Annotated in this window: 14 protein-coding genes; 7 read left to right on the forward strand and 7 right to left on the reverse strand. The window is 55.1% G+C overall.

What is annotated here, in order from left to right; genetic code table 11:
* Positions 1–3: 3 nt before the first annotated feature.
* From GOV88_RS01410 to GOV88_RS01440, 7 genes are all read right to left on the reverse strand, one after another.
* A complete protein-coding gene (locus GOV88_RS01410; protein WP_171239308.1) occupies positions 4–3,837 on the reverse strand; it encodes a non-ribosomal peptide synthetase in 3,834 nt (1,277 codons plus the stop codon).
* Between the two features lies 1 nt (position 3,838).
* Positions 3,839–7,951: a non-ribosomal peptide synthetase gene (locus GOV88_RS01415; RefSeq protein ID WP_171239309.1), complete on the reverse strand. Its 4,113-nt coding sequence runs from the start codon at positions 7,949–7,951 to the stop codon at positions 3,839–3,841.
* Positions 7,952–7,955: 4 nt separating this feature from the next.
* A complete protein-coding gene (locus GOV88_RS01420; protein ID WP_171125042.1) occupies positions 7,956–8,222 on the reverse strand; it encodes an acyl carrier protein in 267 nt (88 codons plus the stop codon).
* Positions 8,203–9,720, reverse strand: a complete 1,518-nt coding sequence (locus GOV88_RS01425) for an amino acid adenylation domain-containing protein (protein WP_171239310.1) — start codon at positions 9,718–9,720, stop codon at positions 8,203–8,205. The genes GOV88_RS01420 and GOV88_RS01425 overlap by 20 nt, the downstream gene beginning before the upstream one ends.
* The gene (locus GOV88_RS01430) at positions 9,720–10,970 is read right to left on the reverse strand and encodes a HupE/UreJ family protein (RefSeq protein WP_171239311.1); all 1,251 of its coding nucleotides are present in this window, start codon (positions 10,968–10,970) and stop codon (positions 9,720–9,722) included. Before GOV88_RS01430 ends, GOV88_RS01425 begins: the two co-directional genes overlap by 1 nt.
* Positions 10,963–12,123: an acyl-CoA dehydrogenase family protein gene (locus GOV88_RS01435; protein WP_171239312.1), complete on the reverse strand. Its 1,161-nt coding sequence runs from the start codon at positions 12,121–12,123 to the stop codon at positions 10,963–10,965. The genes GOV88_RS01430 and GOV88_RS01435 overlap by 8 nt, the downstream gene beginning before the upstream one ends.
* A 95-nt stretch (positions 12,124–12,218) precedes the next feature.
* Positions 12,219–13,529 (reverse strand): glycosyltransferase, encoded by a 1,311-nt coding sequence (locus tag GOV88_RS01440; RefSeq protein ID WP_171239313.1) that lies wholly within the window; start codon positions 13,527–13,529, stop codon positions 12,219–12,221.
* A 184-nt stretch (positions 13,530–13,713) separates the two neighbouring features.
* Between GOV88_RS01440 and GOV88_RS01445 the strand changes: the two genes are divergently transcribed.
* The 7 genes from GOV88_RS01445 (at position 13,714) to GOV88_RS01475 (ending at position 19,937) form a co-directional block, all read left to right on the forward strand.
* Positions 13,714–14,382 (forward strand): Crp/Fnr family transcriptional regulator, encoded by a 669-nt coding sequence (locus tag GOV88_RS01445; RefSeq protein ID WP_171125032.1) that lies wholly within the window; start codon positions 13,714–13,716, stop codon positions 14,380–14,382.
* A 107-nt stretch (positions 14,383–14,489) separates the two neighbouring features.
* Positions 14,490–14,702, forward strand: coding sequence for a DUF2892 domain-containing protein (locus GOV88_RS01450; RefSeq protein WP_171239314.1), 213 nt, complete (start codon positions 14,490–14,492; stop codon positions 14,700–14,702).
* Positions 14,699–15,133, forward strand: a complete 435-nt coding sequence (locus tag GOV88_RS01455; RefSeq protein ID WP_254449136.1) for a YeeE/YedE family protein — start codon at positions 14,699–14,701, stop codon at positions 15,131–15,133. The genes GOV88_RS01450 and GOV88_RS01455 overlap by 4 nt, the downstream gene beginning before the upstream one ends.
* Positions 15,134–15,136: 3 nt before the next feature.
* Positions 15,137–15,574: a DUF6691 family protein gene (locus GOV88_RS01460; protein WP_171125028.1), complete on the forward strand. Its 438-nt coding sequence runs from the start codon at positions 15,137–15,139 to the stop codon at positions 15,572–15,574.
* A 24-nt stretch (positions 15,575–15,598) separates the two neighbouring features.
* Positions 15,599–16,483, forward strand: coding sequence for an MBL fold metallo-hydrolase (locus tag GOV88_RS01465; protein ID WP_171239315.1), 885 nt, complete (start codon positions 15,599–15,601; stop codon positions 16,481–16,483).
* Positions 16,484–16,503: 20 nt separating this feature from the next.
* Entirely contained in the window at positions 16,504–18,183 is a 1,680-nt protein-coding gene (locus GOV88_RS01470; protein WP_171239316.1) for a bifunctional protein tyrosine phosphatase family protein/NAD(P)/FAD-dependent oxidoreductase, read from the forward strand.
* Positions 18,183–19,937 carry a SulP family inorganic anion transporter gene (locus GOV88_RS01475; RefSeq protein ID WP_171239317.1) on the forward strand — a complete coding sequence of 585 codons (1,755 nt, stop codon included), beginning with the start codon at positions 18,183–18,185 and terminating at the stop codon, positions 19,935–19,937. The genes GOV88_RS01470 and GOV88_RS01475 overlap by 1 nt, the downstream gene beginning before the upstream one ends.
* Positions 19,938–19,983 lie beyond the last annotated feature (46 nt).

A 19,983-nucleotide genomic window follows, 5' to 3' on the forward strand; every position in this document is an offset into this window, starting at 1 on the left:
TTCTTAGCCCGACCCGGGCGGGCCTTGATCCAGAAGATCCTTCAGCGCGGTTGCAATGTTCAGAAATGCATCTGGCCGCTGCATGAGCTCTTCGTGCTTCATTTCAAGCATGTGACAGGTTTTGCGGCGCAAATGCGTGTCCAGAACATCGCCAGTTGCAAGCGATGGATTGCCGGGCGTCAGGAACACATGGGCCGGTTGGTCAAGTCTAGGCACGCGGAAGTCACTGATCGCCAACCCATGAGAGATTTCTACAGCTTCAATATGGAGATCTTTTGAATCCGGTTGCTCATGCAGCGCGGCCATGGTCGCAGGCAGGGTGTGTTTTGCCTTGGCTTTTCGTTTGAAATTCCGAAACAGGTATCGCCAGCGTTTATATGTTCGAAAAAATATCGGCTGCAGTTTTGGTTCTTCGCCCACCATTTTTATCGGAGGATCAAGCAGCACCAAGCCTTTAATCCTGTCCTGCCCCAACTGTCGGGCCAGTTCCATGACCAACGGACAACCGGCTGAATATCCGCATAAAACGATCGGCCCCGTGTTTTCCGATTGATCCAAGTAGGACTTAGCGTCTGACGCCAGATCATCGAAGGTTTTGCCAACTGGAATGTCCATCCCCTGTGTCCGGTGGCTTCGGATGAGGACAACGGAATAATCCGGGCCAAGGCTGCGCGCCATATAGCGGCTGAATTGGACCGAACAATGCGCGATGACAACGGTCGTCTTACCGGGTCCGGGGTTTGACACCTGAATTGTGCTGTCGTTTTCAGAAAATGTGACGCTCGTCATCCGGTCCGTGATGCGCTTTGCCAGTTCGGCGACCGTGGGACAACTGAACAGGTCGGTCGGTTCAAACTCCAATCCCATTTCCTGACCCTTCGCATAGGCGGCGATGGTCGTCAGGCTGTCACCTCCTATATCAAAGAAATTTGCGTCCCGCGTGGTGCAAGCTGTGCGTAACACGTCGGAAAAAAGCTCTGCAAGCAGCCCTTCCAATTCCCCCTCGGGCGGGTCGCCGACCTGTACCTGCCTGACGTCTGAGACCATTCGGGCCAGTGTCTGCAGGTCTGTTTTGCCGTTTGGAAGTTGCGGGAACCTTTCGATGTTCACGACCAGGTTTGGATGAAAAGGACTTGGTAAAGTTGCCTGGATGTGCCCACTGACAGTCTGACATAACGCCTCGTCTGCCGGACCTTCGATTGCGATCGCGATACTTTTGGAAGCTGCTTGATCAAGCACGACAGCCGCGACGGGTTGATTGGGTGTAACGGTGCTGGCTGCGGTTTCTATTTCGGAAAGCTCAACGCGGTGGCCGCGAATTTTGACCTGTGAGTCCTTGCGCCCCAGAAATGTGATGTGCCCTGACGCATCTGCTATTCCCAAGTCTCCAGTCCTGTAGGCTTGTATGTCCTTCAAGCCAGTATGGAAAAAGCGTTCCTGAGTTTGAATGGCATTGTTCAGATAGCCGCGCGCAACTGTTCGACCGGCCACAACGATTTCGCCAATCTTACCGGCGCTGACAGGGCAATCGTCCGCGTCGACAACTCCGACCCAAGTACCGGGGATTGCAGAGCCGATCGGGATGTCCGCATCTTCAACATGGCTGGTCGCATCATAGGCTGTGCACCAGACGGTTGCTTCGGTTGGGCCATATTCGTTCACCAATCGGCGACCCGGAAGAACCGTTCGAAATTGCCTTACGATGGTTGGGTGCAAGGGCTCCCCGGCTGTGATCACGGTTCTCAGGCTTTCAAGATCGCGACTTGGAACCGCCGAAAGAAGCGCCTGCGCCAATCCTGGAAGGCAAAGAGTGTGCGTTACCCGGTGATGGGAAATCAACTTGCCAAGCTTTAACGGTTCCTGTTCGGCACGCCTTGGCGCGATCACGAGTTGCCCACCTGTGCACAAGGTCCAATAAATGCCGGCCACAGAGCTGTCGAATGCCAGCGAAGACAAAAGCAGAAAGACGCTTGGCCGTTCCTTGTAGTACGTGTCTCTTGCGGCGGTTGATAGTGCCAATCCCCGACGCGTAATCTCGACCCCTTTGGGTAAGCTCTGAGACCCGGACGTGAACATGACGTAAGCTCTTTCACCGCGCCTGACGTCCACACTGTCCATTGGATTGCCTAAAGAGCTTAGCAAAACGTGGTGAGCGCCGGTTTCAGGCAGCTTGGTGCGTCCGATCTGGTCGGTGACGATGTGACGGGCTTCGATTGCGTTCAGGACTTGCGAGATACGCTCCGACGGGTAGTCCAAGTCCAAAGGGACATAGGCCGCGCCGGACATCATAACGCCTAAGAAGGCCGAGATCGCCGCGGATCCACGCGGCAACGCCACCGGCACAATGTCTGTTGTTTTGACCCCGGCATCCACCAAAGCCTTTGCAATCTTCCGCGCGCCGAGCGAAAGTTCCGCATAAGTAAGCGTAGCCTCGCCATCAGATATCGCTACTGCTTGGGGCGAGTTTCGGGCGCAACTTAGAAATCGTTCAATGACATCTTCGCTGTCCGGTTCCGGCGAAGGTTTCATGGCGTCTTGCGCTTGCCGCAACAAATTCTTGACCGCGACTTTTGGGTCATTTGTGATTGCTGACAAGATATCTTTGTAATCGGTGATCACGGACTCCACGTCTTCTGAGCTGAGACTCGAAGGATCGTGGTATAGTTCGACAGTCAGTCTGTCTTGTGGCGTCACCAACAGGGTAAGTGGGTAGTTGCTGAATTGTGTTGTCTTCAGGCGGGTCATGTCGACGTCGCCTAAATCCAGGTCCAATTGTGCAAGCCCTTCGTTGACGAACAGCGTATCGAACAAAGGCGTGCCACTGGTAAACGGCGCACAGGATTGTACCTTGGCAAGCGACGCATACTCATGCTTGCGACGCGCAAGGTCTGAGCGCGCGTGATCAAGCAGGAAGTTCTCAACCGGCTGCGCAGGGTCGAATTTGCACCGCACGGGCAGAGTATTGACGAATGCGCCTATGGCCTTTGCAATTCCGGGGATCTCGGGTGGTCGGCCCGAAGTTGTCGTACCAAAGACCACATCGTCTTGTTGCAGCAGTCGCCGCAGCGTCAAACCCCATGCGGCCGACAGAATAACGTTTGAAGTCACTTTAAGCTGACGTGCCAGATTCTCGACCGAAGTCATCAGCTCATGACCCAGTTCTTCCACCCGCCTTTCCTGAAGCGCCGCTTCCGAGCTTGTTGCCGTGGTTTGCAAGGTGCTGGGTTCTGTGAGGCCTGAAAACTGGTCGGTCCAAAACGCTCGATTTGTCAGGTTTTTTTGTTTTCGTTGCCAAATGAGGTAGCTTTTGAAGCTGGGCGCCTGGTCGCGCACAGCGTTTGGATTCCTGTAGGATGCACACACATCTTGAAGCGCGACCCTTGTTGACCATCCGTCGCTGATCAAATGGTGAGCCGTCCAGACCAGTCGCCACGCTGAGTCAGACAACTTGATCAGGGTTACTGCCATCAAAGGTGGTTTTTTGAGGTCGAAGCGACGAATTTGTTCCAGCCGCAGCAGATCGTCCCACCGCTGATCGACATTCCTGACGCCGCTCCAATCAAGTTCGGTCCAAGGCAGGTTGATCTCTTCGCGTACGGCCTGCACGGGTTGTTTTACGCCTTCCCATACGAAACCGGCATGAAGCGCATCACGCCCTGCCAGCATCGCTTTGAAGGCACGTTTAAGGCGGTTCGGATCCAGCGGGCCGTTCAAGGCGCAACTGATGACTGCAACATACTGTCCCCCCAGGGCTGCCTCACCCACAGTATGAAACAGCATTCCCTGCTGGGCCGGGGTCAGCGGCAGGATATCTGCAACGCCTTTGGGAAGCCCCATGTCAGTCCAAAGCCTCAGTTATGCGCGACAGATCATCGTCGTCCAAGTCGATCAGATGAGCGTCATCGTCGCCGCTGCCATGGTCATCTGGCAACGTGTCCGCATAAGAGGCCAATGCCCTGAGTGACCGATACTCGAATAACGCAGTCGCAGGCAGGTTGATGCCTTGCTCATTGGCTTTCATTGCAACTTCGATTGCGGCGATGCTGTCTACGCCCAAGTCAAAGAAATCTCGCGTCGCGCTGATCTCTACTTCGCCTAGAACACCGGAAAGGATAGCTGCCAATCGGCGTTGCGTTTCGGTTTCTGGTGCGACGTAATTGCCCGGGGGCGGGTTTTTTGACGCGGCCTTGGGCAACTTAGAAGTATCCACCTTGCCGTTGGCATTAAGGGGCATTTCATCCAGGATTACAACCTGATCCGGCAACATCTCGCGTTGCAGGTGTTCGCGAAGGATATCCCAGACCTGCGACCCATTCAGATCATGACCTGCCACATAAACCGTCAGAGCAGGTGCCCGCGCAACAGGTTCGTCAAATCCGATTTCTTCCAGGATCGCTTCTATTCTTTGCGTGTCGATTTCATCGTTCAGCTCGTCCAGTGCCTGATCGCGTGTCTTGTGACCCATTCGTACGTCCCACGAATAGGGCAGAGCATAGTTGTGAAACCCTTCCCGCGTTTTGTGAACGTGGATTCCGGCATCGTTGATCAGGCAATTGGTCGATCGTCCCGTGTCCCTTGGGCGTTTCCATGCGGTTTGAGTGTCGAGGAACTCATAAATGTCCGAAACAGGCACATCGACATAGCGATAGATATCCAGCACGTCGATTTGACTGAGAAAACGGCCATCCTTTAGGTCGTCGGTCTGCAAAAGCCGGGATACTGCGTCGTCTTCTGCGTGATAGGTCTTGCGGGCTTGCGTAACCATTTCATCCAGTTGCGCGCAAGTCGGGGCTGAGTTACGGAACAGGTCAGGCGTCAGCCGCGTCTCGAAAAACTGGCCGCGCGACAGGCCAGTGACGACCATTGCCGCCCCCTCGGACAGGGCCGTTCGGAAGGCCAGTGTGTAAAGGGCCTTGAAACAACCTTGGCAGACATTGGAATGCGTTTTCAGGCTGTCTACGAAGATTTGGTTCATTTTGTCCGTGGACAGGTACCTGTGGTCCCAGTTCAGGTCGTCAACGACCCTTTGAATGTTCTCTTTGGCTTCGTCCGAGATATACCCATTGTCCAAAGTTACAGCGAGCACTCGAGGCCCATAGGCGGCCAGTCGATAGGCTGCATAGGTACTGTCTTTACCGCCGCTCAGCATCATGAGGACATCGTATTTGCCAGTGCTGGCGCGAACGGCTTTGGCGATCTTGTCCTCAAGTTCGGGTTCGGCGCGAAAATAAGCCCCGGCGCGGTCTTTATAGGTGTAAAATTCGGCACAGATCGTACACATATCTTGCGTGCCAAAATGCACCCCGGGAACAGCGTCTGTCAGGCCGCAATTCTTGCACTGCTGCGTTGATACGATGGTGTGATCGGTTGAAGAAAAGGTGACATGCACCGCGTCGACATCAGGCAAATGGCGCAGAATCTGTTCGTATTCCGCAGTCTCGAAGCGAACGCCGTTTTTCTTGATCTGTTGATCCGCGCGTCCAAGGTATTCAAAACGCCCATCATTCGTGATGCGACCAAGATCGCCGGTCCGATATAGCTTATCCTGTAGGTTCAAAGGATCGTCGACGAACTTTTCAGCAGTCAGGGACGGGCTGTTCAGATACCCGTCAGCCAGCCGACCGCTGATCAAGATTTCTCCGGTCACTCCTAAAGGGCAGATATTTAGTGCCGCGTCCCGAACAGACAGCGTGACCCCCACTGCAGGTTGGCCAATCTGAACTGACGACTGCGTATCCGCGTCGGGGTCAAACCTATGGTGCATGGCCCCAACGACGGCTTCCGTCGGGCCGTATTCGTTGATAATTTTCAATGACGGTGACAGGGTGTTGAGCGCACGACGGCAAAGCGCGGATGTCAGGTTTTCACCGCCAAGTATCAGCGTTTCTATGCGTCGGACGGATTGCGTTTGCGTGCAAGCCAAAGCCAGATGCGACGGGGTCAGTTTCACGATGTCGACTTTATCCTCGGCAAAGACGTCAAGGATGGCCATGTCCGGGTCAGAGCGTTCGGGATAAACCCTGGTCGACCCGCCAGTGATCAAAGGGACAAACAGCGACGTCAGGGTCAAATCAAACGACACGGACGAAAAGAACGCAAAATGAGCAGGACGGTCGTTAGCAAAAGACCGAGCCGCCCAGTCAATATATCGCGCTAGGTTTTCGTGGCTTACTTCGACGCCCTTGGGTACACCTGTCGACCCTGATGTAAACAGAATGTATGCGGTGTCGTCGGGTTCGATTGCCCCTCTGACAACAGTGTCGTCGTGGCGGGCGGCCTCGACCGTAATGCTTTTACAAGGGTACTTACGCTGGTCTTCTGGGGTAACAAATACAGCGGATGCACGACTCCCGAGCAGAATTTCGTCCACGCGTGCCGGGGGTATGTTGGTCGCAATTGGTACGAACGCGCACCCGACCTTCAGAACGCCCATGACCGCAATCACAAAATCCATGGACCGAGGTAGATGGACCGCGACGCAGGAACCGCGGGAAACACCAAGTTCTTTCAAATGGGTTGCAATGCGGTCGCTGAGTTCGTCTAGCTGCCCGTAACTTAGCTCGTGTTCTGCTTGGGATAGGGCAATCAGGTCAGGCGTGTTTCTTACGTGTGATCTGAACCTTTCCAGTACGGAAACTTGTGTGGATTGAGGTTCCGCCGGGCCTTGAACAAGTGACAGATCTTCGGGTCCGGCCGAGAATGCAACGGCCGTTACGCGGCTTTCCGGGGTTGAAACCACGGCCGTCAGAAACTTGACGAAATGTGCGCAAAGGCTGGTCTCTGAAACCGATTCAAGAATTTTGTTCTGAACGTCCAGACTTAGACTTGGAACACCACTTCCTTCAAAGTCGATGACGTGAAGCCTGAGAGAATGGATTGCATCATGTGCGCCGCTATGCAGCCATTCGACCGAGGCGCGGTGTCCGGCAAACGCATCAAAGCGTGCCTGAATATAGTTGCAGACCGCACTGACACCTGATGTGTCTATCTTTGAAACCGCACCTGGCTTGGCCTGTTTCAAGAAAACGCCCAGCCCCTTTTTTACCTTGCCGTGAAGGTCAAGCAGGGTGTCCGACGCATCGAATTGGATTGAGAGAGGCAAGACTTCGACAAACAGTCCGATCGTTCTTCGATCATCCGGCGTTAGTCGATTGTGCGATGGCAGACCAATCGTAATTTCTTCGTCGCCCGTTATCCTGTGAAGATGGGCGAAAAAAGCCGTGAGGTAGATGGCCAACCGCGACAGCTCGGGCGTGAAAAGTCTGAATTCCGGCCTGGCAATTGCATTCTCCAAAGCACCGAAAAGTGCCGGATCAACTGGTATGCGAAGACGCTTCGAAGAGAATGTTCGTTGTGGATCGCTGCCGTACGGAGGTGTTTTGGCCGTTGGCGCGGCGACGTGTGCCGCGACCATCGAGGAAGATCGCAAATTCTGACGTTCAAAAAAGTTGGGCAGGCTCTCGACTTTTTCGGTATGCCCCCCTTGGAGACGTTCGTAGCGTTGCGAGACCTGCTCGAACATAAGTGCGCCTGATTGCGCGTCGCAGGCAATGTGGTGCTGACACACAAGCCAAACCCAGTGTGAGTTCGCCAACTTCACCAACCGACTGCGCATCGTTCCCTCAGTCAGTTCAAAAGGGGTTTGGACCCAGTCCGCCGATTCCGAAGTCAGCGTTTCCTGCTGATTTTCATTATCGCTGAGGTCTTTGATCTCGAGAAGATCTTCGTCCATCTCGACGGCAAATTGGACAGGACCTTCGGGTGTATCACGTATTGCGGTTCTGAGTGCTTGGTTAAGCTCGAGCGTTTCAAGGAATGCGGCCTTGAATACCTCGGGCTGAACGGCGAAATGCAGATCGAACCTCCAGGCCATGTTGTACAAGGGTACGTCCGGCTGAAGCTGGTGGCCCTTCCAAAATAGCGTTTGGCTTTCGGTCAGAGGATACGACATTCTTTCAGTCCGCACGCGTTTTTAGCCGCGTTTCCGCAAAATCCATGATCGTTTTGATCGTGCCCATATTCTCAAGGGTGACATCCTCAAACGGCACTTCGATCTGATAGGTTTGCTCAATGAACGAAACCAGCGACATCACCCCCAATGAATCGATCATGCCGCTTAGCAACAATTCCTCGTCATCTGTCACCGACCGACCACCCAAAAGGGTGGTTTGAACGAAGTGGCGCAATGCATGATCATGCGTTTCAGGCTGCTCGCTGCGCATTCGCAATTCCTATCAGCTTTTGACGGTTAATCTTTCCGGTCGAGGTGCGTGGCATTGAACTAAGCAGGTCTATCCGGCTTGGGACAGCATAGTGCGGCAACACAGTCTCCAGATTGGACCGGATTTCGTTCAGATCAACGCCTGTCTGCCCCGTTGCAAAGGCTTGGATTTTGCCTTCGAAAAGGATCACGGCGGCTTCGGTGATTTGGGCGCAGTTGACCAGGGCAAGCTCTACCTCGTCCAATTCGATGCGATAGCCCCTCAGCTTGACCTGACGGTCTTTGCGCCCGACCAGAATTAGTTGACCGTCCTGCGCGCGGCGGACGATATCGCCGGTTCGGTAAAATTGCCTTGGCTGCCCGGATTCGTCCGGCAAGGTACAAAAGGCTGCCCGGTTCAGGTCTGGCGCATTCAAGTATCCTGACATTACTTGATCGGAGGCTATTAGAAGCTCGCCTGTGCTTGCTTCGTTTGCCTCTGCCCCGATGCGGACGATGACCCCTTGTTCCGGAAAGCCGATTGGCAAAGGGGTGGTGCCGTCCAGGTCGGCATGTGTGAACTCAGCAGTGGTGCAGTGGTTTGTCTCGGTTGGCCCGTAAGCGTTAAGAAAAGTTGCGTTTGGCGCATGTTTTGAAAACGAACTGAGGGAAGAAGGCGGCATGGCCTCTCCTGCAAACATCACGATGCGCAGGGCTTGTAGATTGCGGTCTGCCAAAGCGCCTCGCTCGACCATTTGAATTATGGCGTGAGGCACGGAATACCAAACCGAAATACGTTCGTGTTCCGTGAGCTGGGACAGCGAAGCGGGCAGCTTGGTATAGGCTTCCGGGATCACCACACAGCAGGCCCCGGACAAGAACGTGCAGAAAACGTCGAAAATCGACATGTCGAAATGCAGCGGAGTGTGGTGACTTATCCGATCGCTTGATGTCAGCCGGCACCGTGCGGCAGCCATTCGTGTGATGGCGAGGCCGCTTTTATGGGTGTGAACAATTCCCTTCGGTGTGCCGGTCGTGCCCGAGGTCATCAGGATATAGGCTGCGTCATATTCCGATCTTCGGGGCTGACGATCTGCCATCTTGTCATTCATATTTGCCTCAGGGAAATCCTGAGAAATATCAATGAGCTGAGGCGTGGCAAATACCCCTGCGAAAAGGGTGAGCCGGGGCGTATCTGCGAGGACAAATTTGGGAGAAACTACCGAAACTTGCCCTGCAATACGTTTTGCCGGGGCTGTCGGGTCAAGTGGAGCATATACGCCGCCAACACGAAGAATCGCATGCAAGGCCGCAATCGCCTTTAAACCCTTGGCTGTGCACAAAACAATTCTGTCCCCGATCTGAACGCCGCGGTCCAGCAAACAGGCCGCTATCCTGTCGATTTCGCTGTTCAAGGTTTCATAGGTTGTCACCGTGCCCAACACGCTCAGAGCCGGAGCATCCGGAGTGTGTCGAGCGTGATACCTGACAGCGTGGTCGAGGAGGGCCGGATTGATCATCAGAAGGCAACCTGTGCCACTGTTTCACCGAACACGGGGAACCAGCCGACGGTTCGTTCGTAGAACCAGAATGCCGCGATTGCGATTAACGCGACCGAGCCGAATTGCAGGCCGATCACACGATAGGCGGTCAGACGACGTAGGGCAAAGAAGATCGGGAACAGGACAAGGACGATCGCAAGCTGCCCGACCTCGACCCCGATGTTGAAAGTCGCCAAGCCAAGCGCTTTGCGGGTGGGATCAAGCCCAAGCGGTTCCAGCACGTTTGCAAAGCCAAAGCCGTGGAAGATACCGAACAGGAACACGACTTTCCACGATCCAGCGTGAAACCTCGGGATCAGGTTACCAATCGCCACGGCCGCGATCGAGAATGCGATAACCGCCTCGACCAGCGTGACCGGCAGAGTGACGACCTCGAAGGTCGCGAGGCAGAGGGTGATTGTGTGTGCGACCGTGAAAACCGTGACGATTTTGACGGTTTCACGCAGGCTGTCCCGAATGCTCTCGGAGGGAACCCAGCGCTGGTTTTCGATCCGCATGACGGCACCCAGCAACAGCGTGATCAGGAACAGGACATGGTCAAACCCCAGCCAGATATGCCAAACGCCATGTTCGAAAAAGGTAAGGGCAATATCCTTGGTGGGTTCATCATTCAGATACAAGTCTTTCTGACCCTCACCGGGCGCAAAGATCAGTGAAATATACGCCTCGTTTTCGTCCATCCCGTTGCGCGAATTGCTTCCGATCAGGGCGTATCCCCGATGCGTCGGGTCGACATCTGAAAACAACCCGTCATACGACATCTGGATCGTTGTAGGTGTCTCAGTGATGTCGCGAACGGCAAAGTGAAGCTGGGCAAACGTGTCTACGGACGTGCCAAAGAACGAAATATCATCAAATTCAACTTCGTATGGGCGGCCTTCGTAAGACAGGTTCATGCGCTCTTCGAAGTAATCGAAGAAAGCCTGCTGCGCGGCGGTGACTTCCTCCTCTGTCAGAGGGGTCTCGATTTCTGCGGTTCCCTGCTGCACGCGGGTCAGGTCCGTCAGAGTTACTTCGATGCGCCCGCTCAGACTGTCATCGGTGACGTCAAAGTACACATAACTTTCGTTAAAGCTGTGGGCATGGGCCACAGATGTCAGCATCATCAGGAAAAGACCCGCAAACGCCAACACCTGTTGATGTAACCCACACGATACGGGTTGGCGTGGCGATGAGTGGTTATGGCTTGAAACAAGGCCGTTAGCCATTGGTTGAGTCTCCCAGTTTGTTTGGTTTGGACCGCTGTCCAATTTCCATTTTGGCAATGATCTGACGCTGAATGTCCGAGGTGCCCGAGTAGATCACGCCACCCAGCGCGTCCCTTGCGTCTTGTTCAGTTGATGCCCCCGCCAGATATCCGCGCCCGCCATGGGTTCTGAGCGCGTCCAGGCTGGAACAGAGGAAGGCTTCGGATATGTGAAGATTCGCCATGGCCGCGAATTGGGTGAGGGGTTTTTCAGCGTCGTAAAGGTCTGCAGCGCGCTTCAGCATCAACTCGCAAGTTTCTAAACGCACCCGCATATCCGCGATGCGGTTAGCGACGGACTGGAACTCGGAAATGGATTGTCCAAACAGGTTACGGGCCGCTGCAAAGTCGGTACACTCAGCCAATTGCCTGCGCATCGCGCCCACCTGCGATGTCAGGATGAAACAACGCTCCCAGTCCAGGGTGGTTTGAATGATAGCGGCCCCTGCGCCTTCGGGTCCCAGTCGCCGGTCCTCAGAAATTCGGCAATCCCGGAACTCCAGTTCACCCAGAGGAACGCTGTTCAAGCCCAGTTTGCCCTGAGCCGGATGCCGGATAAATCCTTGGTCTTCGGCGTGGACGACAAAGGCGGATAGCCCCCAGCGGCCTTTTTCCGGGTCTGTCTGAGCGAAGACGATTGCGATGTCACAGTTTGGCCCCATACCGACAAAAGCTTTGCTGCCATTCAAGACATAGCCGCCGTCCACACGATCGGCCCGTGTCCTGAGCGCAAGCGCATCGGACCCTGCCTCCAATTCGGTCAAAGCAAAAGCGCCGAGGGTTTCACCTGCCAGCAATTTAGGCAAATACGCGGCCTTTACCTGAGAACTACCAAAGCGGATCAGCGGTTTTTGCAGGGTCCAGATCTGCGAGATCACGGCCATTGCAAGTCCGTTGTCACGGCATCCTTCGCCGAACCCCAAAAAATGGCTGCAAAATTCTTGGGCTGTTCTACCGGAGCCGCCGAACTCGGACGGGACCGCAAAGTTGAAACTTCCGAACTCGGCAATCGTCTTCCAGACCCCGCGCAAGTTTTCGGCGGTAACGTCCGGAAGCGTGACCGCAAAGCTTTTGGCGTCAGAGCCTAAGTCGTTGATCTGAGATTTGTAGTGCACTTTGAGGGTTCATCGACTGCTTCTGAAACCTTTACGTGCCCAAGTCCCGATAGGATCAAAAAAAGTGCTGTGCTTTAGCATTGCGGGTGATTGCCTCAGCCCACGAGCGTTCGCAAATACCGCTCTAGTGTGTCGCCGGACTGTTCTGCTCGGCACTCGGCCTGCATTTCTCGGCACCTCCGCGCCATGTCTCGGTCTTCCAGCACGGCATGGATGTCTGCTTCAATCTTGTCGATGGGGTCTTTGGGCGTTCCTGCGCGCCCAATGCGGTGAAATACGACCCGCGCGGCGCTGCCTTTCTGGTCGTTGACATGAGGATATAACAAAAGCGGGGTCGCGGTCTCAACGGCCTCGACCAAACTGCCGGTGCCTCCATGCATAATGGCCATGTCAGCGTGTTCCAAAACACGGTGTTGCGGGACCCATGGAACAACGTCGACATTGTCCGGTGCAGGCAATTCAGAGGCGTGGTCCCAGTCTTTGCCAGCGGTGAACAGGAAGTGCCATTTTGGATGACGCTCGGCTACGGTCAAAAGTTTGGAGACCAAATCGCCTTTTGTTTTCATCATGGTGCCAAACCCGACGAAAATCCGCCTGCGTCGCAAAGCGGGATCGCAAAACCGGGCAACTGTATTTGCATCGTAATATTTCTGTGGCCGGTTTTCCATGATCATCGGGCCAAGGTACGTCATGTAATCGTAGGGTTTGGTCGGCAGGTCCAATGCTTGGGGCAAAAACAATGCTGTCTGGATTTTGTAGGTCCACGGCATCTGCCAACACACGCGCCGCCTAAGTTTGGAGATCGGCACATTGTGCAGTCGGGCCAGTTCCTGAACGGCCGTTGGATAGTCCGTACTTTTGCTGGAAATCCGGTTCCTGAGAATTTTGAGGTTTTTCCATGCAAGAAACTGTGCCCACAGCAAACAGATGCCAAGCTTGCTACCGCGAAGCCCTTGTCCTGGTATGCCGCGCCTGTTCAGCGGGGGGGCTTGTGGACTGGGGGGTGACAAAAACATGTTGCTGAATTGGACGACCGGAACACCCAACGTCATCGCAACGACGATATGCGCATGTAATTCGCAATCGACGAATATCGCATCGGCAGAGATACGGGCCAAGTCCCGCTGCAGTTCATCAACTTCAAACGCAGCTACGGCCGATTTCAGGCGCTCTTGCCTGGTCATTGACTGCGCGGTTTCGGAGGGAACCAACGGCGTGAACGCATCAAATTTAGGGCCCGGAATTATGAAATGTTCCAAGCCCGCATGTGCAAGAATCGACGCTGAGGATACCGGAGCAAGAAAAGTGATCTTGAACCCGGTGTCCCTGGCCTGTTGTGCAAATTCCACGGCGCTGCTTAGGGGGCTGTTCAAGCCGCTGGATATAATGGCTAGCCGCTTGGACATGTTTTGCCTTCTGTCATTAGATAGGCGCGCGCCTGTGAATTTACTTGGAGGTATTCTAGCGCTGTTTTCAGTCAAGATTTGATCTGGGTATTGCGCTGTCAGTTTCGAATCTCTGTTATATTCGATAAATAAGATGTATCGTGTCATTCGAAAAGCGGTCAAGCAGATAGGCTGGAACAGGATTATGGACGTTTCGTGGATCGACAGGTTCAAAGGGCTGAGCCAATTGCCAGCCGACATTCGCGCGCGACTGGAGGAGGGAAGCCAAATTGTCAGCGTTCCGGCAGGTACGCAGGTGTTCTCACCGGGACAAACTGCTGACAATCTTCTGCTGTTGTTAGAAGGTACGATACGGGTTCAGCAAAAATCCGAAACAGGGCGCGAGGTCTTTTTGTATCGCGTCCACGCGGGCGAAAGCTGTGTTTTGACAACCGCATGCATGCTTGCCTTTGAAGACTATTCTGCAGATGGCATCGCCGAGACTGATGTCAGCGCGGTCGCAATACCGAGACAAACTTTTGACGAGCTGGTGGCAAAGTCCGATGTGTTCCGCAATTTCGTCTTTGCGGCTTATTCCCGCCGGATAACAGACCTGTTCACGCTGATTGATGACATCGTGTTTCAACGGATGGATGTCCGTCTGGCCGCCCGTCTTTTGGAACTTGCTGACCATAGCGATGTCGTTCGCGCCACCCATGCGGTGTTGGGGACTGAACTGGGAACGGCGCGTGAGGTCATCTCGCGACTGTTGTCAGAGTTTCACCGCCGTGGATGGATCGAACAGTCCCGAGGCGAGGTTCATCTGGTGAACAGGGCCGGATTGGAACAGTTGGCGCGCAGTTCGGCAATGTAAGGCTGATAACGCCGAACATAAAAAGTGAATAGTTTGGTGACCAAGTCACCGAGGCTTGGGTCCGAGCTATGCAAGTGTCGCTCCATTGAGTCTCGATGGAGTGAGAAATGATCACCAATATGGGAAAGCTTGATCGCGGCCTGCGCATTGCTGTTGCCGTTATCCTTTTGTTTGTGGCCTTTGGCACCGGCATGGCTGGGTCTGGCCTACTGTTTTGGCTGGCAGTGATCGTCGCTGCGGTGTTCGGGGTAACCGCCCTTGTCGGGAACTGCCCGATCTACAACATTGTTGGCCTCAAAACCTGCAAGGACTGCGGATGATGGAGACCGCGTTCACGCCAGTTGCCTCTCTGACCGGAGGCATTCTGATCGGCGTCGCGTCGACCCTGCTGATGCTTGTCATGGGCCGGGTTATGGGGGCGACAGGTATTTTGACCGGGCTGGTCCAGCCTTCCAATCGTCAGGACTTTGCGTGGCGACTGGTACTTGTCGCCGGGATGATCACGGGGCCCACCCTGTTTTGGATGTTTTCGGGCCAGATGCCTGCCGTTGATGTTCCCGTATCGACCCCCGCGCTACTGGTAGGTGGGGTGATCGTCGGGCTTGGAGTCACCTATGGCGCGGGTTGCACATCCGGCCATGGTGTCTGCGGTATGGCGCGACTTAGCCCGCGATCAATCGTGGCGACGTTGACGTTTATGGCTTTCACCTTCGTCACGGTTTTTGTCGTGCGCCACGTGATTGGAGGCTGATCCATGAAACTCATCGCCACATATTTCATCGGTCTCGTCTTTGGTCTTGGAATATCAATTTCGGGCATGGCCAACCCTGCAAAGGTGATCAACTTTTTTGATGTCGCGGGACGCTGGGACCCATCGTTGATCTTTGTGATGGGAGGCGCGCTGGTCACAACCTTCATTGGCTATCGACTGGTCTTTGGGCGCAAGACACCGATCTTCACGGGCGGGTTCAGCCTGCCAACAAAACGCGAAATTGACGTGCCGCTTGTGGGTGGTTCGGCAGTATTCGGCATTGGATGGGGCTTATCCGGTTTTTGCCCGGGCGGCGCCTTGCCCGCGCTGGGGACGGGGCAATGGCAGGTCTTTGCTTTTGTCGCTGCCTTGGTTGTCGGCATCCTGTTGGCGAAATCCATTCAATCCACCACCGCGCGCCGGGCACAGACCACGGCCTGACACGACAAAGGAGGAGTAAACACAATGACTCATTACCCGATCAACTTGAACACCAAGCCCGATGTTCAGGCCTTTTTTGACGTGGCGACAAACACCATCAGCTACATCGTCAAGGACCCGTCTTCAGCGGCCTGCGCCATCGTGGACAGCGTTATGGACATCGACTATGCCGCAGGCCGGATCACCTATGACCACGCCGACGCTTTGATCCACCAGATACAGTCGCAGGGGTTGCGATTGGAGTGGATCATCGAAACGCATGTTCACGCGGATCACCTGTCAGCTGCGCCATATATCCAAGGCAAGCTGGGTGGAAAGATCGGCATCGGCTCAAAGATCATGGTGGTACAGGACACGTTTGGAAAAGTGTTCAACGAAGGCACAGAGTTCCAACGCGATGGCTCGCAGTTCGATGCCCTGTTCGAAGAAGGCGATACTTACATGATCGGCAACATGCAGGCCTTCGCGATGTATACACCGGGCCATACCCCGGCTTGCATGGTTCATGTCATGGGGGATGCGGCCTTTGTTGGGGATACGCTGTTTATGCCTGATGGGGGGTCGGCGCGCGCGGATTTTCCGGGCGGGGACGCCGGGGTTCTGTACGACTCGATCCAAAAAGTGCTGTCCCTGCCGGACGAAACACGCCTTTTCATGTGCCACGATTATGGGCCGAACGGGCGCGACATTGCGTGGGAAACCAACGTGGGCGAAGAAAAGACCCTGAACATCCATGTTGGCGGGGGGAAAACGAAGGAGGAGTTCGTCAAATTCCGCACCGAGCGTGACGCGGTTCTGGATATGCCCAAGCTCATCATCCCGTCGTTGCAGGTCAACATGCGAGCGGGCGAAGTGCCTCGGGATCCCGACGGCAACCCCATGCTCAAAGTGCCCGTGAACACTCTGTGACGGAAAAAGGGAGGAGACAGATGGATATCAGATACATCACGGATCAGCTCTCGGTCAGCCCGCAGATCACGGTCGAGGATGTCGCGACGATTGCTGCCAAGGGTTTTCGCAGCATCCTGTGTAACAGGCCCGATGGAGAAGCCGCTGACCAGCCAGTGTTCGAGGAAATCGAAGCCGCGGCACAAAAACTGGGGATCGAGGCGCGTTATGTCCCGATCACCAGCGGTATGGTTCGGGATCTGGACGTGGCCGAATTTGGCCGGGTCTATCAGGACGCGCCAAAGCCGGTATTGGCCTATTGTCGAACCGGGACAAGGTCGGCTACGCTGTGGTCTTTTCATGAATCCAACCTCCGACCAATGGCAGAAATCCTCGCGGCAACTGGGGCGGTGGGTTATGACATGAACGGTGTAGCGCGCCGCATCGCCAACGGCGGCAAAACGCCAACGGACAAGGGTGACGCGTTCTTTGATGTTGTCATAGTGGGCGGCGGTGCCGGTGGTATCGCTGTCGCGGCAAGTTTGAAGTCACGAGATTCCGATCTGGATATTGCCGTGATCGACCCCGCTGATATTCACTATTATCAACCCGGTTGGACCATGGTCGGTGGTGGAATTTTTGACTCTCAGAGCACGGCGCGAACCATGGGCAGCCTCATTCCGAAAGGTGTGCACTGGTTGAAGTCAGCCGTGGCAGCCTTTGAACCCGACAATGATGCCGTGATCCTGGACGGTTGCCGCGTGGTCAAATACGGCCGGTTGGTTGTTTGCCCGGGCCTCAAGCTTGACTGGGGCAAAGTGGAGGGTTTGGAAGAAACGCTGGGCCGCAATGGTGTCACTTCAAACTACCGTTATGATCTTGCGCCTTATACGTGGAAACTGGTGCAGCAGATGCAGAAGGGCAGGGCGTTGTTTACCCAGCCGCCAGTGCCAATCAAATGCGCGGGTGCGCCGCAAAAGGCGATGTACTTGTCGGGTGACGCGTGGTTCCGCCGGGGTGTGCTGAAAGATATCGACATCCAGTTCATGAACGCAGGTGGCGTAATATTTGGCGTGAAGGATTATGTGCCCGCGCTTGAACGATATATTGAGAAATACGATGCCTCGTTGAACTTCTTTCATAATCTGATCGCTTTGGACGGGCCGGGAAAAATGGCCCGCTTTGAAATAGCTCGGCCCGGTGAAGACGTGGAAACCATTGAGGTCGGATTTGACATGATCCACGTCTGCCCACCTCAGACAGCGCCCGATTTCATCCGGGTGTCGCCATTGGCCGACGCGGCTGGTTGGGTTGACGTGGATCAGGCCACCCTGCGTCACGAAACATACGACAACATCTGGTCGCTGGGCGATGTGATGAACGCGCCAAATGCCAAAACAGCGGCTGCAGCGCGCAAGCAGGCTCCGGTTGTTGCAGACAATATCGTGGCAGATATCGCCGGTCGTTCGGCAGTAGCGCAGTACGATGGTTATGGGTCGTGTCCGTTGACGGTTGAGCGGGGTAAAATTGTGCTGGCTGAATTTGGATATGGCGGCGCACTCAAGCCCAGTTTTCCCCCGTTCCTGATTGATGGAACTCAACCGTCACGCGCGGCTTGGTTGCTGAAGGAAAGGCTGCTGCCCCCGATCTACTGGAAGGCGATGCTGCGGGGGAAAGAATGGCTGGCGAAGCCCGAAAAGATCAAGGTAACCGGAAACTGATGCGTAGCAAAATTACCTCGGGCCGCGGCATTGGGCGCTACTTTCCGGTATTGGACTGGGGTCGAACATATTCGCGTTCGGCCCTGTCAAACGACCTTTTCGCGGCGGTGATCGTGACGATCATGCTGATCCCGCAATCGCTAGCCTATGCGATGCTGGCCGGTCTGCCGCCCGAGGCGGGACTTTATACTTCGATCGCTCCGATTATGCTCTATGCGGTTTTCGGAACCAGCCGTTCGCTGGCGGTTGGGCCTGTGGCTGTTGTGTCCCTTTTGACGGCCTCAGTTATCGGGCAGGTCGCGGAGCAGGGCACCGCCGGATACGCTGCCGCCGCCCTGACATTGGCTATGCTGTCCGGAGGGTTTCTGGTGCTCATGGGTGTGCTGCGGCTGGGGTTGCTGGCCAATTTCCTGAGCCACCCGGTGATTGCCGGGTTCATCACGGCCTCGGGCATTTTGATTGCGACCAGCCAGCTAAAGCACATTCTTGGCATTGAGGCACATGGCCATACACTGCCCGAGATGCTCGGCTCAATCCTGTCGCACCTGAGCCAGACAAACTGGGTAACGGTGGCGATTGGGACGAGCGCAACCCTGTTCCTTTTTTGGGTGCGCAGCTTCCTGAGACCGACATTGACCAAATTGCGAACGCCGCCGCTGTTGGCTGATATCCTGACGAAAGCGGGTCCGGTTTTTGCGGTCGTCGCGACAACGGTCAGTGTTTGGGCATTTGATCTGGCAGATCAAGGGGTGCTTATTGTCGGTGCGGTCCCGCAGAGCTTGCCGCCTTTTACGGTGCCCAGCCTGTCCTTCGATCTGATCGAAGCGCTGCTTCTTCCGGCAATCCTGATCTCGATAATCGGTTTTGTCGAAAGCGTTTCTGTTGCGCAAACACTGGCTGCGAAAAGAAGACAAAGGATTGACCCGGATCAGGAGCTGATCGGGCTGGGCGCCGCCAATCTGGGTGCTGCATTTACCGGGGGGTTTCCGGTGACGGGTGGTTTTGCTCGTTCGGTTGTTAATTTTGATGCCGGTGCTGAGACACCCGCCGCCGGTGCGTTTACAGCAATCGGTTTGGCGGTTGCAGCGTTGGCGTTGACACCGTTGGTCTACTTTCTGCCGACGGCGACGCTGGCGGCCACGATCATTGTTGCAGTCCTCGGGCTGGTGGACCTGTCGATCCTGAAAAAGACGTGGTCCTATTCGTGCGCGGACTTTGTGGCTGTGGCGGCCACTATTTTGTTGACCCTTCTTCTTGGGGTCGAGGTTGGCGTGGCGTCGGGGGTCGTGCTTTCTGTTCTGTTGCACCTTTACAAGACTTCCCAACCCCATGTGGCCGAAGTGGGCCTGGTTCCTGGCACCCAGCATTTTAGAAATATCAAGCGTCATGCGGTTCTGACCGACCCCAGGGTCGTCAACCTGCGGGTTGATGAAAGCCTGTATTTCGTGAACGCGAGGTTTCTGGAGGACTACATTCAAAGCAGAGTACCCGACGGGTGTACAGTACGACATGTTATACTGATGTGCTCGGCTGTAAACGAGGTTGACTATTCAGCGTTGGAAAGTCTGGAATCCATCAACCTCCGCCTTGCCGATATGGATGTTGGCCTGCATTTGTCAGAGGTCAAAGGGCCTGTGATGGACCGGCTGAGGCGATCCCGTTTTCTTGAGGGTCTGAATGGGCAGGTTTTCCTGTCGCAATTCGACGCCTGGGATCACCTTGCCCGTTCCCCGCAGCCGAATGCGGCAGCTTGAACAACGTAGCACTGTCGGGAACGTAACAGCGCAGTGCCGGGGTTGA

This window comes from Ruegeria sp. HKCCA5491, assembly GCF_013034565.1.
Taxonomy (GTDB): Bacteria; Pseudomonadota; Alphaproteobacteria; order Rhodobacterales; family Rhodobacteraceae; genus Ruegeria.